Origin of the sequence: Nocardia brasiliensis ATCC 700358 (assembly GCF_000250675.2) — a bacterium.
In the GTDB taxonomy this organism is placed as follows: domain Bacteria; phylum Actinomycetota; class Actinomycetes; order Mycobacteriales; family Mycobacteriaceae; genus Nocardia; species Nocardia brasiliensis_B.
Genome location: NC_018681.1, coordinates 2177686 through 2191373, shown reverse-complemented (window position 1 = coordinate 2191373; position 13688 = coordinate 2177686). Strand labels below are relative to the sequence as shown.

The 13688-nt window shown below is 63.3% G+C and carries 14 protein-coding genes and 1 pseudogene; 13 read left to right on the top strand and 2 right to left on the bottom strand.

Going from position 1 to position 13688, the window contains the following annotated elements; genetic code table 11:
• Positions 1-144: 144 nt before the first annotated feature.
• From O3I_RS46250 to O3I_RS09710, 8 genes and pseudogenes are all read left to right on the top strand, one after another.
• Positions 145-375 carry a hypothetical protein gene (locus O3I_RS46250; RefSeq protein WP_041562518.1) on the top strand — a complete coding sequence of 77 codons (231 nt, stop codon included), beginning with the start codon at positions 145-147 and terminating at the stop codon, positions 373-375.
• Between the two features lie 695 nt (positions 376-1070).
• Positions 1071-1961 (top strand): annotated as a pseudogene (locus O3I_RS47025) (toxin glutamine deamidase domain-containing protein); the annotation flags it as partial.
• 100 nt (positions 1962-2061) lie between these two features.
• Positions 2062-2595 carry a hypothetical protein gene (locus O3I_RS09740; protein WP_014982738.1) on the top strand — a complete coding sequence of 178 codons (534 nt, stop codon included), beginning with the start codon at positions 2062-2064 and terminating at the stop codon, positions 2593-2595.
• A 48-nt stretch (positions 2596-2643) separates the two neighbouring features.
• Positions 2644-3177: a hypothetical protein gene (locus tag O3I_RS09735; RefSeq protein ID WP_014982737.1), complete on the top strand. Its 534-nt coding sequence runs from the start codon at positions 2644-2646 to the stop codon at positions 3175-3177.
• A gap of 20 nt (positions 3178-3197) precedes the next feature.
• Positions 3198-5552 carry a hypothetical protein gene (locus tag O3I_RS45440; protein WP_041562516.1) on the top strand — a complete coding sequence of 785 codons (2355 nt, stop codon included), beginning with the start codon at positions 3198-3200 and terminating at the stop codon, positions 5550-5552.
• Positions 5553-5579: 27 nt separating this feature from the next.
• Entirely contained in the window at positions 5580-6071 is a 492-nt protein-coding gene (locus O3I_RS09725) for a DUF6301 family protein (RefSeq protein ID WP_014982735.1), read from the top strand.
• On the top strand, positions 6068-7012 hold the full coding sequence (locus O3I_RS45895; protein WP_014982734.1) for a DUF6301 family protein: 945 nt from the start codon (positions 6068-6070) through the stop codon (positions 7010-7012). Before O3I_RS09725 ends, O3I_RS45895 begins: the two co-directional genes overlap by 4 nt.
• A 44-nt stretch (positions 7013-7056) precedes the next feature.
• A complete protein-coding gene (locus tag O3I_RS09710; RefSeq protein ID WP_014982733.1) occupies positions 7057-7287 on the top strand; it encodes a hypothetical protein in 231 nt (76 codons plus the stop codon).
• 18 nt (positions 7288-7305) lie between these two features.
• Here the strand turns inward: O3I_RS09710 and O3I_RS09705 are convergent, their stop codons facing one another.
• Together O3I_RS09705 and O3I_RS09700 are read right to left on the bottom strand one after the other, a co-directional pair.
• A complete protein-coding gene (locus O3I_RS09705; RefSeq protein ID WP_141691965.1) occupies positions 7306-8283 on the bottom strand; it encodes a hypothetical protein in 978 nt (325 codons plus the stop codon).
• 329 nt (positions 8284-8612) lie between these two features.
• Entirely contained in the window at positions 8613-9104 is a 492-nt protein-coding gene (locus O3I_RS09700; RefSeq protein ID WP_014982731.1) for a DUF4254 domain-containing protein, read from the bottom strand.
• A gap of 312 nt (positions 9105-9416) precedes the next feature.
• Between O3I_RS09700 and O3I_RS09695 the strand changes: the two genes are divergently transcribed.
• The 5 genes from O3I_RS09695 to O3I_RS09680 all read left to right on the top strand — a co-directional run bounded on the left by O3I_RS09695 (position 9417) and on the right by O3I_RS09680 (position 13684).
• Complete coding sequence (locus O3I_RS09695; RefSeq protein ID WP_014982730.1) at positions 9417-10307, top strand: helix-turn-helix domain-containing protein; 891 nt, start codon at positions 9417-9419, stop codon at positions 10305-10307.
• Between the two features lie 269 nt (positions 10308-10576).
• Positions 10577-11107, top strand: a complete 531-nt coding sequence (locus tag O3I_RS43675; protein WP_237748278.1) for a DUF3558 domain-containing protein — start codon at positions 10577-10579, stop codon at positions 11105-11107.
• Between the two features lie 38 nt (positions 11108-11145).
• Positions 11146-11625 carry a hypothetical protein gene (locus tag O3I_RS09690; protein WP_141691966.1) on the top strand — a complete coding sequence of 160 codons (480 nt, stop codon included), beginning with the start codon at positions 11146-11148 and terminating at the stop codon, positions 11623-11625.
• The gene (locus O3I_RS09685) at positions 11622-12830 is read left to right on the top strand and encodes a WXG100 family type VII secretion target (RefSeq protein WP_014982728.1); all 1209 of its coding nucleotides are present in this window, start codon (positions 11622-11624) and stop codon (positions 12828-12830) included. The genes O3I_RS09690 and O3I_RS09685 overlap by 4 nt, the downstream gene beginning before the upstream one ends.
• 80 nt (positions 12831-12910) lie before the next feature.
• Positions 12911-13684 (top strand): ESX secretion-associated protein EspG, encoded by a 774-nt coding sequence (locus O3I_RS09680; protein ID WP_014982727.1) that lies wholly within the window; start codon positions 12911-12913, stop codon positions 13682-13684.
• Positions 13685-13688: the final 4 nt, after the last annotated feature.

The window sequence follows — 13688 nt, the reverse complement described above, 5'->3', positions numbered from 1 at the left end:
GAACAGATTCTGCCGAAGCACCGGCGGGTCCGGACGAGTCGGACCGTGGCGATCCTGATCCGTCCGACCGCACCCCGGCCACGGACACCGCTCCAGACGATCCCGCAGCCGGCAAGCGATACGACACCCTTCGGGGAGCGGAAGATGGCACTGCTGATCTACTTCAACCAGATCAGGGACGACCCGACCGAGGTGGAGTACCGATTCAGGGAGACGAGGGACAACCTCGATCGGAGCCTGATCATCGACAAGACGGACAACACCGTCCGGACGGCCCAACCGGAGGACGGGATTTTCCGCTCCGCAGCGGGACAGATCCTGATCAGAGCCAAACGCGAGAAGACCTGGCCGCCGAACGGCGTGATCGCCTCGTAGATCCGTCCGCGACCACCCTCGCGACGCCGACCGGCACCGAATCGAGTTCCGCTCCGCTCCCACCGCATTCGGCGGCGCCGCGTGATTCCACCCCGAACGTGCCGAGTACTCCTCTCGCGCAACCACATTCGGTGCCGAATCGAAGCGCGCCGGACTACACCGAACCCAGTGTCTCGTCGTTGCCGTCCGGCTACAGCCATCTCGACCCCGACTTCCACCAACGGCAATCTCGACTACCCGACTGGTGGCCGCGCGAGGGCGCACCGACCGGTACCCCGCAGCCGAGTGATGCTCGGGCACAACGTGATTCCGAGCCCGGAACCCACCCCGACCAACCTCGCCGCAACCCCAACCCCGTTGTCGACAACTTCATCGCCCGCGCCCCGGAATCGCTGCCACCGTCCCGCCGACCCGGTCGCGAAACCCTACCGAACCAGCCACCGACGCAGGCGCACCGCGCATCGAATCCTGCCCAGCATCAACAGGATCCGGCCCGCGCAGCCCGCGAGTACTTCCGCAACCAGCGGCCCGACTCGGACCGAGTCACCGAGGTGCATCCTGCACGCCATCCCTTCTCCCCCAACGCGCCGGCGTTCGATGTGCGGCGCTACGCCGACCGCGGCATAAGCGTGATCAGCGTCCGGGTGCATCTCGTCCCCGGCCCCTACGCCTCGCCGTTGGAGATCCAGAACCTGATGGAGTCGGCACAACGCGCCACCGACCAAGCCTTCAACACCGCACCGCGCCTGCTCAACGGCGACCGCCTACTCATCGACCTCGTCTTCACCACCGACCCTTCGACCGCCCACCTCCAAGCGAACGTCACTCAGGCCCCCGGCGACCTCAGCAACTGGTCGGTCCACGCCCGCCCGGAAACCTTGGCCAACAACATCCGTCAGCAGTTGGGGCTGCTCTCGAACGAGCCCGGCACCCACCCCGGACTCACCGCGGCAGACCTGCGCCAAATCAGCAACGACATCGCCGCGGCACACACCCCGAGCAGCTTCACCGACCTCCCCGGCACCCGAGTGATCGACCATCATCGGCTCGATGAGCTGGAGTTCGCGGCGTACCAGGAAGCAGTCGAAGACTCGTTACGAGACGGGGACCGGTTCATTCGAGGCGCCGACCCTCGAACCCACCCGTATGGCCGGCTGATCAACGACGGCGGCACCCGAGTTCAAGGTCGTAGCAACAACTGCCTGGACAACGCGCTGGCAGCCCTGTCGTCCTTCTTCGGCCGTCCCCAAGTGGCCCTTCCGAGATGGCCGGACACGCTCCCCGACGGGAGCATCGACGACGGCAGCGGTGAGCGCGGGGGACTCGAACGAGCCGCTGCATGGCTTGGCAGCGGTCTCGTCGGTTTCAGCGGCCGAGGTCTCTCCATCCCGGATCAATTCGACGCAGTCCACGACTGGATGGCGAATCTCGGCCCCGGCTCTGCGGCACTTGTCCTCAATCAGTGGCACGCTCGTGACGCGAACGGCGAATTGGAGTACGACTCGAACGGTGATCCGGTCACGAAGAGCAGCCACGCGACCGTCATTGTCTATCCGCCCGGAGCTACCGCGCCTATCTGGTGGGATCCACAGTCAGGCGAAACATCGGACCTACCGCCGAGCTGGATGGTCGATTACTCGTGCGGGCTAGGGTTCACACCGATTTCACCGGACCAAGGAGCGGCCTATGCCGGAGCAATATCGAACCAAAGCGCGAGTGGAACAGTACCTGGCGCAGATTTACGGACCCGGTCGGAGATACCGTCTCAACCAGTTCGAGCACGGGTGGCTCTGCACTCCGATCTTGACGCAGGAGGAGAACACCGCCGGCCAAGGCCTCGGACTGGCGACCATGGTGATCGACTCCGAGACGGGAGCAGTGCTCCAGTATCCGAGTTGGCCGGACCCGAAAATAGCGAACGACTACAGCGAAGCGAAACGGACAGGTCGGCTGCCGATGGGGCGCCAGATCTATCCCCATCAGTGGCAGGTGACCTTCGAACGAACGCGGGAGGACCAGACAGAAGTGGAGTACCTGGTCCGAGCAACGTCAACGATGGAACCGCTCATCCAACACCAACTGATCATCGACAAGCCGACGCTCCGCTCGCGAACGAACACCCCCGCGATTCATCCGGTGTGCGCCCGCACGAAAGCCTGGGCTCACGCGAACCGGAGTCCGGACGGGGCCTGGCCGCAACGGGGAACGTTCACCTTCTAGAAGTCGCCGGGCCGCGCGTGCCCGACACTCGGAGTCAGGGAGTACTCAGTGCTGGAGCCGATTCGGACCAGGGAGCAAGCGGAGAAGTATCTGGCGCAGATCTACAAAAACCATCGGCAGTATCAGGTGCTTCAGTTCGAATTCGGTTGGGCGGCCTCGCCGATCCTGACGAACAGCGAGATAGCAGCAGGGCAGGGGCTCGGACTCACGAGGCTGGTGATCGATTCATCGACCGGGCTGGTATTCGACTACCCGAGTTGGCCGATGAGAAAGGTCATGGACGACTACAGCGAAGCGAAGCGGACAGGCCGCCCACCGAGGGCGCGCCAGGTATATCCACCTCTATGGCTAGTAGAGGTGGACTGGCTTCAGGAAGACCCGACCGAGATCCAGTACATGGTCTTCGCGACGACGGAAACACAGCCAGTAGTTCATCACCAATTGATCATCGACAAGCGAACCCTCCACTACCGGACCAACGCTTCGGCGATCCATCCCGTCTGCACTCGGGCAGCAGCATGGGCGTGCGCGAACCGCTCGCCAGACGGGATCTGGCCTCAACGGACGAAGTTCGAGTTCTAGCTACGCCGACCGGCCCTCCGATGGGCGATAACACCGCCCGCTCGACGACCTCCCTGCAGCCGACCCCCTTCGCTGATGGCATTCTTGCCGACCCGGGACAAAGTAGGGACGTCCCAGCAAGCCCCGAGAACTCCCGCGAGCGTCACAACCGCAACGAAGAGACCGGCGATCATTCTGCCGCAGCAGATTTGCACCGCGACGCGGACGAACTGCTACACAAACCGGGGGACCGCGCCGACTCGTACCGAGATCTTGACGGCAAGCTCCATCGCATAGGGGACCGCGAGGGCACGTACCGCGACAGGACATTCCAACTGAGGGACAGCCAAGGCTGGGCCTCCGACCCGACGGTGCGGGAAGACATCGTATTCCTCTCAGAGAGAGGCCCTGCAGAGCCCTACGAGGTGGTGGATCCGAACATCAGACGAGGCCTCGAAGAACTCGCTGTGGAGGCGGTTCGACAAGAGTCCGAGCGCGCCGTGGCGAGCGCGGCGGCCAAGTCGCTCATGAAAGAATTCGGAGTCGACAAGATTGATCAGTTGAGCGAGCGAAAGCTCAACGAAATCATCCAGGATCGACAAGATCGAATCGAAAACGACACGTCACTCACCGACTCGGAGCGGCAAGCCAAGCTCGGGCGACTGCTCGAGATGAGGGACAATGCGCGCGAGTACAACAGACTGGGCACCGAGATGGTGCGAACTTCGAAGGCCATGGGCGAGTTGGGCGGTTTCGCTCACACGACCGGCAGGCCCGATGTAGTTGTGCTCAGCCCTTTTGATGGCGCGGTAGACGGACGTGACACCTTCGACATCGTCGCATTCACTGAAAGCCCTGAAGCCACCTTGCTTATCGACGAGTGCAAAGGCGGATCGTCGATCTTGGGCGCGGCAGATACTGAACACGGCCGCGCACAGCAGGGGTCGCCTGAGTACGGCCAGCGCACTGCCGCTATCGAGAAGAATCTTCTGCGACTGCTCGCCGAGACCCCCGAGCAGATGCAAGCTCGCGGCGTGGACCCGAACGGCCCCGCCGGACAACAGATTCTTCAGGCGCGGGATGCGCTACTTCGCGCTCATGCCGACGGCAGCCTCCGAGTGGAATACAACTTAGTCCAAGTCGCGCGTGACGGAACGATCATGGTTTCGCGCTTCGGCCTCGAGCGTGACGGGCAGCCGTTCTCACTGGAGGTCATCGGAGGAATCGATAGGGCTCGCGCGCAGGAGCTGGTTCGCGACGTGGAGACACGTGAGCTCACACAAGTGATCGAAATCGAAATTCAACAATATCGAGCAGCCGTATTGCAGTCTCTGACCCCCAGCGATCGTGAAGTTGTGCTGCAAGCAGTCGAGTTCGCCAGGGAAATGTCGATAGAGGGCAGTACGACAGAGGAGCTACGCACACGAATCATCGAAACCATAGAGAGAGCGAAGGAAGCGCGAGCGCACGATTTCGGCCGCGACAGCAGAGAAATAATCGCCGCCTACAAAAGCTTGGAGCAGTTACAAGGCACTAGCGTCGGTCGCGGTATCGACATATTGGAAAACCTCAATCTAAACGTAGAGCAAAGGGATGCAGCAGCCAATCTGCTGAAAGCTGAAATTGCCGATCGTGACCGTAGCGTCGCGGCATCGCTCGAGATCGCAGATCGAGAGCTTGTGGCTGCAGCCACGCGGGAAATACAGTACGCACAGGACCCGCAACGGCAGGCTCGGGAAACACTCCTCGAGCAAACAGCGGAGAAAGTCAAACAGCTAGAGAAGGACCGCGAGCAATCAGCAGTTCCAGGATTGGGCCAGTTGGTTGAGGCACACAACTCACTGGAGCGAATGGTAGCAGCAGAACGTGCAGCCACCGCCCGCGCAGTCGAACTGATGGGCCTCACACCCGAGCATGCACTCGATGTGACAGCCGCTGTGAATAACTCACGCGACCAAGCCCTGGAACAGATGCGCGATTCGATCGCCAGAGAAACCGCCCAGCAGCACAATCTCACTGTCGAGCAAAACCCCGCCTTGAGACTTACAGGTGGCCGGGCAGCATCGTTTGATGCGCGGACCTACATCCTGTGCCTGGAGCACAATTCCATCGGTTTCGACAGAGAACAGGCCGCATTTATCTATCAGGTGCCTGGACGAGAACCGGAGTTGGTCCCGTATGATTCGCAGGCGGCTAGGCTCGCCCGGGCAGTAAGATCAATACAGCACGGACTTCCAATCAGGTCTGCGGCCGAGATGCACCTGGCACGAGTGGGTCAGGGCGTTCCCGCACATGAAGTCGTACGTAACCCGCCGACAGCTGAAGAGCTGCAAATGCGCGGGCGAGGTCTAGAACTCGACCGCGCACGCGAACGAGGTACGGAGCGTGAACGTTGAAGTCACGATCGAAAGTAAGGTGCTGCCATGACTGAGTGGCGAGCGTCGAGCGATACCGAGGTTGTCCGACTAGCCAACCGACTGCGCTCGTTGGACTGGTCATGGCAGATGGCGGACGTCCCTCAACTCGCCGCCGCCTTCGGCTGGAACGTTCAGACAGTGCTGCCACAGTCGGTAATGCTCGATGTCGGACTAGGGATGGCAAGCGGCGGAATCCAAGGACGCAATGGGCAAGCAGAGATCATCGAGATAGGTGTGGCAGCAGGTGCCGCCAGAGATGCCGAGGGTCAGGCTCTCGTGCGCGACACCTTCGCCCGCCTGGCATCTGCGATCACCGAAGCGCTGGGCAGTCCGACAAGCCGTCTCCCTGGGGAAATTCCCGAGATACGTTGGGCTGATACAGATTTCACCCTTCAACTGATCTGTTTCAAAACCACGGTCCGGCTGTTCCTGGTAACGAATACATGGCTCGCCGTCCACGATGAGACCGTGGCACTTCAGGAGCAGGGGTTGATATGACCGGTTGGGCGAAGTTCACCGAGGGGCTCGTTGAGCACCTGGCCACGCTGCCGGTCGGCGTCGTTGTCATCATCAGTGAGGACGAGGCGCGGCAGGAACGGTGCCGGTCCGCTCAGTTCCGCCAGCTCGACGACATGATTTGGGCGGAGTTGGTGGGTGATAGTTGGTTGGAGCCCGAGTTTCGTGCTGGTGCGAGGGGACGTCTTATCGGCGAGGCCGGTTGGCGGCAGCCGGATGCCGATCATTGTGACAACTGGTGGTTCGAACTGCCGTGGCCGGCCGGGTCGAGCGACTACGAACGTCTCGCGGCCAGGATCACGGCCGGGCTGCGCGATGGGTTCGGGATACCGGAGCCGGGAAAGCTGATCTACCGGACGTGGAACGAGCGTGAGGGCAATCGGAAAGTCGAATTGCCGCTCCTCGGCATCGCTTACGGTGAGCCGACAGCGGCTGCGAGTACCGATGCTCTGCCCTGCGAGCAGCGCGTGATGGGTGATGACGACATCGTCGATCTGGCGAACAAGCTGTATTCGTTGCAATGGCCGTGGCGGATGGACTACCTCGTCATGCTGCTGGACGTGTTCAGATGGCGGGATCCGATGATCAGATCGCCGGACTGGGTTCGGTTCGACGCCGGATTGGGTTCCGGCACTTGTGACGTGATCGGCCGAGCTGGGAACGCAGAGCGCATCGAGGTCGCCGTGACCACGCTCTTCCCTGACGATGCGGAGGGCTGGGCGGGAATCGACGACGCGTTCGCCCGGATGAGTTCCACCCTGATTGCCGCTCTCGGCGAGCCCACTGCCCGGATAGACGGCCGGTTTCCTGAAATCCGTTGGGGTGGTGCGGAAAACACATTGCGGCTGACCAACCTGGCGGTGATGGTCCACCTGGACCTGGTGATCAATGAATGGCTGGCGGAATTCGACGTGGCACACTGAGTGGAGGGCAGGTTACGGGCCTGCGGTCGAAAACAGTTGGGGGAATGATGGCTTTGTATGCGGAGATCCGGAAGGTCAACGAAGACAACCAGTTTGTACGCTACGCGTATGTCGATGCGGGCGGTGCGGAGCAGACGGTGTTGCTGAACAAGACAGCGGAGACTATTTCGCTGGAGAGTGGAGTCGAAAACATGCTTTATCGCGCGGTTGCGCGGAAGATCGCTTCGACCTGGTTGAGCGGATCGGTGCCGGAGCGCATGATCGTCCAGTCTTGACCGGTACCGCTGCGTCGCCTATGGCACCGAGCGGAGGACTGCGGGGACTATTTGGGTGGTTTGGGCGCAGGCGTCGAAGGGGAAGGGTGGGCTGGCGGGGGCGATGTTCATCGATACGTGGATGAGGTGGGCGTTGTTGGCGGTGGGCGGGTCGGCGCGACGGTAGTTGAGGGTGATTGCGCAGCTGGTGTTTTGGCGGGTGGGGTCGGTGGATTGGACGGTCCGCAGCTCGGTACCGGTGAGACCGTCGAGGGTGAGGTGGCGGCCGTACTGGATGGATTGGCCGCCGTCGACGCCGGACGGAAGCCGCAGGACCTCCCCGGTTTTCACCATCTGCTCACTGTTCCGTTCGAACGAGATCTCGACGGTCACGCGGTGCGAACCACCCGGCTGGACGATGGTGATCGCGCACTTGTAGGCCTTGCTCCAGCCGACCGAGGTCATCTTCCAGCCCAGGAACTGCGCGCTGATCTGGGGTTCGGCGGCGCACGGATCACGTTGCGCCAGTGACCTTCCGGTCGGTTCGGCGATCGGACGCGGTGGGAGGGCCACGAGTCCGTCGAGGGTGGCGGCGAGATAACCCTTGGTGAACTGGCAGGGTTGCGACCACGGGACGGGCGTCTTTTTCGGGCCGGTGACCTTGGCGACGGTCACCGTGTGCGCGAAACCGGTGTCGTCGGCCGGGATTCGGTAATCGCAGCGGTACGCGTCGGGCCTGCTGTCGTCGCTGACCGCGCTGCGGTAGACGGTGCGGCCGTTGATCAGCTCGGGTTTGTCCAGCGCCTGCTTGTCGGCGGTGTACAGCTTGTCGAGTTCTACGTTGAAGTAGTAGATCGCGTCCGGATCGTCGGCCGCGGTGATGGACATGCCACAGCCGGTCCAGCTGCCGCCGCGCTCCCAACCGGGGGCACGGTCGAAATTCTGGAATGTGCCGAGGCGTTGGGCGATATCGCGATTCAACAGCGTGCACGCATCGGTGGCCCGTATTCGTGCCATGAGATCGCCGGTACCTGGTGCGATAGCGGCTAATTCGGCCGAGCCCGGAATACCCGACGAGGCCTTCGCGGCTTTCGGAGCGCTGACTTCCACGCTGGTTTGTACGGTGTCTCCCGTGGTGATGGTGCCGCAGCCGCACAACGCGGTGACAACCATGCCTATCACCGCCACGGTCGACCATTGCCGTCTGCCGCCCACGATCACCGGCAACTCCCTCGGCTTATCGAACGATCTCCGGCAGGTTAACCGACCGGAAGACGCCGCTCTATCGGTTCACGAATACCCGACACTGCCAACCCGAATCGTTACCGTGCGAATGCAATTCATGATCAGGATCCGCTCGGCAGGCGACGCCGGCCGGTCGCGAGTTCGGCGACGAGATCTTCGTAGCCGACCGCCAACTCGGCCAGCCGCTCCCACGCGAACCAGATGTCCCAATCGGATTCGGCGGCCAGCGCGTCTTCGGCACATGCGGTGAGCCGGGCCAACCGGTCGAGTACGGCGCCGATCGTCTCGGTGTGCAGGTAGGCGCCGCCGTGCGCGACCGGCAGCCGGGGCGCGACCCACCGATCGATGGCGCGGACCTGCTGAGCACGGTATTCATCGATCTCCCCGGTGATTCGGCGTGCCAAGATCAATCTACGCCGATGCAGCGCGGTCAACTCCCCGGCGGCACGCAGCAACGGGTGGCCGTTGCTCGCGGGATCCCGACAAGCTTGCAGCACTTCACTTCTCGTGGGCAGCTGGCTGTTCCCCAGTTGGTTCCCCAGTTGCACGCCCGAGCAGTCGGTCGCCGCGGTGGCGTCCCGCACCTCGCTCATCGGACTGTCCTCGCCGCTACGCAGGCACAACGGTGCCCGGCCCGCGCCGGGTCGTACATGGTCAACGTCAAATCCCCCGATCGGTCGCTTGGTGCGCCCGGTCGGTGTGGACCTGGACCCGTTGTCGCCGATAAGGTTTCAGGACTTCGATGACACGGACCGGGGCGCGCGTTCAGTAGAGCACCGGGGATTGATCGGCGGGAACGTCTCGACAGCGAGGCGAAGAGAAAATTCACTGAGTTCCAGGATTCCCGTCCTAGAGGTTCCAGTTGCACACCTGGCCAATAGTGAGCCTTACGAAAGGGAACTGCCGTGACCCCGACCGGATCCACCCTGTCCCGCCGCATTCTGGCACGTCAATTGCGCGAACTGCGCGAAAAGTCAGGCGTCACCGCCGAATACGCCCGAAATTCGATCGGTGTCGCGAAACAAACGCTGTGGCGGATGGAGACCGGGCAGCCGGTGCGGTTGAATCCATTGTTCGTCGAGCGGCTGTGCCACGTGTACGGGGCGGACGAAGACGTCACCGGGATACTGCTCGAACTCGCCGGGGAAACACGGCGCAGCGAATGGTGGCATGCCTACGGCGACGCCGTCCCGAAGCATCTCGGCACATTCCTCGGCCTGGAAGAGGCGGCGACACGGACCATTTCCTACCACGCGACATTGATCCCCGGCCTGCTGCAAACCTCGGACTACCACCGCGCGCTGCTCGAGACGGGCTCGCCCGGCCTGCCCGAAGAAGCGGTCGAACAGCAGATCGAACTGCTCGGCCGCCGGAAGTTCCGGCTGACCAGCCCCGCCGACCCGCTGCGCGTGGAGGTGATCGTCGACGAGTGCAGCCTGCGGCGCCCGATCGGCGGGCGGACCGTGATGTCGGCTCAACTGCGGCACCTCGCCCGGGTCGGACACCTACGCAACGTCTCCATCCGCGTGATCCCGCTCGACACCGCCTACGGCGGACTGGCCGTCGGCCCCTTCGTGATCCTCGAATTCCCCAGCCACCCAACGGCGCATCTCACCGAACCACCGGTCGTCTACCTGCAAGGGCACCTCGACTCGCAGTACCTCGAAGCAGCCGACGATGTGCGGCGATACCAGCAGACCTACGACGACCTGCGGCGCGCCGCGCTCGACGAGACGCGCAGCCGGGCACTCATCAAATCAATCGTGAAATCGATCGTGGTGGAGTATGCGACCTGAAAGTTGCCCCCGGCCGTGAGCTGAGCAGGAGTACCGGAGCCGCACCACCACGGATTCCGGACTCCTGCTGCTCAACGCCTCGGGAGCGGGTGCCAAAAGGCTGCCGACCTGCGCTGGGACGCTTGCACGCAGGTAGACGCAGTGGGTAGCGTCAGGGAGAGCTGACAGGGGGCGGAGAAGCCGGTCCGACCCCGCGCGATCCGAATCGGCACCGGCAGGCGAAGGATCTGATGACGCGCAGGTCGAAGTCTTGGAGGGTGGGGGTCCTCGTGCTGGGTGCGGTGTTCGTGGTGGGGGGATGTGGGCCTTCGGAGGATGGGCCGGCGAAGACGAACGGCCCGTCCACTTCGAAAGCCACGATGGCCGCCGACGTTCCGTCTGGCTTCGATGCCTGCACCGATGTCCCTCAGTCCGTGCTCGATTCCGAAAAGCTCCTGGACAAGACGCCCAACGATTCCAATGCCAACGGCGGCATCAAATGGCGCGGATGCCTCTGGGCGAAGACCGACGGGTATGCAGCAAGTATCCAAACAACCAATATCACCATAGATATGGTCCGCGATAAGAAGTTCCCCGATAGCCGCGAGTTCGACATCGGAAGTCGGCACGCGATATCTACACGGCAGATCGATGACCATCCGGATGCCGCGTGCACGGTCAATGTGGCGATGACGGGCGGGAGCCTCGAGCTCAATCTCACCAACCCACCATCAGGCAAAGCAACAGGACACCTCAACACGTGTGACCTGGCGCGTGGATTGGCAGAGAAAATTGCACCGGCAATCCCCAGCACTGCCTAACGACACGGACGGTTGCATTATGGGAGGGACGGAACCACATGGGTGAGGACACGACAACGACACCTCGGCCAATGGCGAACTTGCTCGATGCCGTGCGGGGTGGTCATGCAACGGTAGAGATGACGCCAGAGGACTTCGTCTACATAGATCGCGACTGCGAGTACTTCAAGCGCGTGATTCGGCGAATCCAAAGCCTCGCAGAGCAGATCGCGCGGCAAGACAGCTGGGGTCTCGGCGAGACGACGAAAAACATGGTGTCCGGTCAAACGGTCGTAGACCGATTCAGGCAGAAGGCGAAGCAAGCGTCCGACGGCAACGATGTGTACACCATCATGGAGCAGCACTACAAGATCGTCGAGGATATCCAGGAAGTCCATAAGTCAGCTCGCGAGCGAATGATGCAGGCAGACAGCGAGTTTGCTGCCTCATTCACTCAGCTGAACGAGACCCTGCCGGAACGACCCCCTGCCCAACTCCCAGCCGGCCCATACCTTCTCCCGGACGGAACTGCCCGATGAGCGGATATGAACCCCCACGGATTCCAGGCGGTGGCGAACATACCGACAGTTGGGATCATCCGGAGATCAAGGACGCCTTCGATCCGCTGGACACGACCGAAGCGATCAACCAGGCCGAAAGGTACTGGCAGATGCACCAACTCTGGGAACAGGGCGTAGATACTTTTGCTCGCTCGATCCAGAACTCCATCGCCCAGGCATGGTCCGGTCCTGCGGCCGAGGCGTCGAAGAAGTCGATCCAGGACTATACGACCGATGCCCTTACGCTGACGTCCTCCCTTGCCGAGCTGCATACCCGCGTCCGCGATGCCGCGACCGCAATCGTGAACACCAAGAAGGCGATTCCTGATCCGGTGATCATCACGTGGACGTCGTGGCTGTGGCCGCCGAACCGCAAGGACTTGCAGAGCGATCAGTCGGAAGAGACGCAGAAGGCACGCGTCGCAATGAACGAGCATTACGTGAAGCCGTTCAGCCAGATCGACGGCAAGATCCCCGTGCTGCCGACCCCCACCAGCCCCACGAAGGCGGTCGACATCCCGGCCCCTCCCCCTGGCGGCTACAACGCGGAGAACACGAGCAGCGGGCAACCTTCGCAGTCCATAACTCCTGGTACTGATCCTGGTTCGACGAACTCCGCGGTTCCGGGCGATACGAACGGTGACGGGAAGCCCGACGAACCGGGGACTACCGAGCCGCAGACCGATCCGTCGAAGACCGGGGAGCAGACGAACCCGGCTTCGACCACTTCCCCGAGCAGCACGCAGACGCCGTCCAGCACCGCACCGTCGACGCAAAGCCCGAGCACCACGGACCCGGCGAAGACCGTCCCGGCAGGTACCGGCACGCCGTACACCCCGGGCACCCCAGGCACCCCAGGCAGCCCGCGCACCTCGGGTACCCCCGGCTCCCCTGGTTCACCGAGCACCACACCTCAACCAGGCCGCAGCATCCCGGGCACCGGCATCCCCACCACCTCCGGCACCTCGCCCACCCCGGCCGCCGCTGCAGCGACCGCGGCGCGCGGAGCGGCAGGCGCATCCGGTATGGGCGTGCCCGGGGCGGGTGCTCGCGGCAAGTCGGAGGACGACGAGGAGCACAAGATCCCCGACTATCTGATCACGCAGGAGAACACCGACGAACTACTCGGCGAATTCCCGAAGACGGTGCCCGGCGGCGTGATCGGCGGCGACATTCCCACCTGACGCACGTCGTACGAGGGTGGTAGCGGCCCGCGGGCTTTCCTGCGGGCGAGATCGAGTAGGTGAAGGAGACCGGAGCAGGCATGGCTGAGTGGAGTTGGGAGCCGGACGATTTCGCGTCGCTCTGGTACTCCGAGGCGCATGACCGGTTGCCCAGCCCGCTGCGCTACACCAGCCGGTTCGCCCTGCGGGACGAGTTCGCGGCGCACCGGCGCACGGTCCGCGGCCGCTACTCCGCCGACGAGCTGGAGGAGATCCAGCTGGCCTTGCACACAGTGAGCAGCTCGGAGTTGCGGATCGAAATCCTCGGTGGCACAAGCAGACACAAGAACAGCACCGGGCCGGGAGATTTCCGGGAGTATCGGATCATCGGCGCGCGCAACCCGTATCGCGCGGTCACGTTGATGCAGGCGGGGACGGAAACCGAGCACGGTCCGATCCGCGTGCGCATGTTCCGTCCGGAGGCGTTGCCCGCCCGGGTGGTTCAGTCGATCCCGTCGTGTCCGCCGGGCAGCGCCGCGCCGGCCACGTTCCATCCGGACGATATCGGCCGGCGCCGCAACGGCTATTTCGAGGATGTCGCCCGCCAAACCCCGCGGGAGCAGTACCAGCGTCTGCTCGGGCGCCCCGCCGACGGGGGCGGCACCGCCGTCCTCGTCGCCGCGCCCTGGCACACCGGTGCCGAGCCGTGGCAGGTGTTGCAGTGGCACGACATCACCGATGACGGCCGCTACACCGAAACCCGCGGCTCGCACATCGCGGTCCGACCGGCGACCCCGGCGGACCTCACCGCACAGTTCACCACCTGGATCGAGCGGTCTCTCAAACGTTTGGCGGACGCACACGACGCCTGGTAGCGAC

What these genes read in the sequence shown, in the direction of transcription:
- O3I_RS09710 (WP_014982733.1), top strand. Translation starts at nt 7,057, where the DNA reads ATGATGGCTTTGTATGCGGAGATCCGGAAGGTCAACGAAGACAACCAG.
- O3I_RS46250 (WP_041562518.1), top strand. Translation starts at nt 145, where the DNA reads ATGGCACTGCTGATCTACTTCAACCAGATCAGGGACGACCCGACCGAG.
- O3I_RS09690 (WP_141691966.1), top strand. Translation starts at nt 11,146, where the DNA reads ATGGGTGAGGACACGACAACGACACCTCGGCCAATGGCGAACTTGCTC.
- O3I_RS09680 (WP_014982727.1), top strand. Translation starts at nt 12,911, where the DNA reads ATGGCTGAGTGGAGTTGGGAGCCGGACGATTTCGCGTCGCTCTGGTAC.
- O3I_RS45440 (WP_041562516.1), top strand. Translation starts at nt 3,198, where the DNA reads ATGGGCGATAACACCGCCCGCTCGACGACCTCCCTGCAGCCGACCCCC.
- O3I_RS09685 (WP_014982728.1), top strand. Translation starts at nt 11,622, where the DNA reads ATGAGCGGATATGAACCCCCACGGATTCCAGGCGGTGGCGAACATACC.
- O3I_RS45895 (WP_014982734.1), top strand. Translation starts at nt 6,068, where the DNA reads ATGACCGGTTGGGCGAAGTTCACCGAGGGGCTCGTTGAGCACCTGGCC.
- O3I_RS09700 (WP_014982731.1), bottom strand. Translation starts at nt 9,104, where the DNA reads ATGAGCGAGGTGCGGGACGCCACCGCGGCGACCGACTGCTCGGGCGTG.
- O3I_RS09740 (WP_014982738.1), top strand. Translation starts at nt 2,062, where the DNA reads ATGCCGGAGCAATATCGAACCAAAGCGCGAGTGGAACAGTACCTGGCG.
- O3I_RS09705 (WP_141691965.1), bottom strand. Translation starts at nt 8,283, where the DNA reads ATGGCACGAATACGGGCCACCGATGCGTGCACGCTGTTGAATCGCGAT.
- O3I_RS09725 (WP_014982735.1), top strand. Translation starts at nt 5,580, where the DNA reads ATGACTGAGTGGCGAGCGTCGAGCGATACCGAGGTTGTCCGACTAGCC.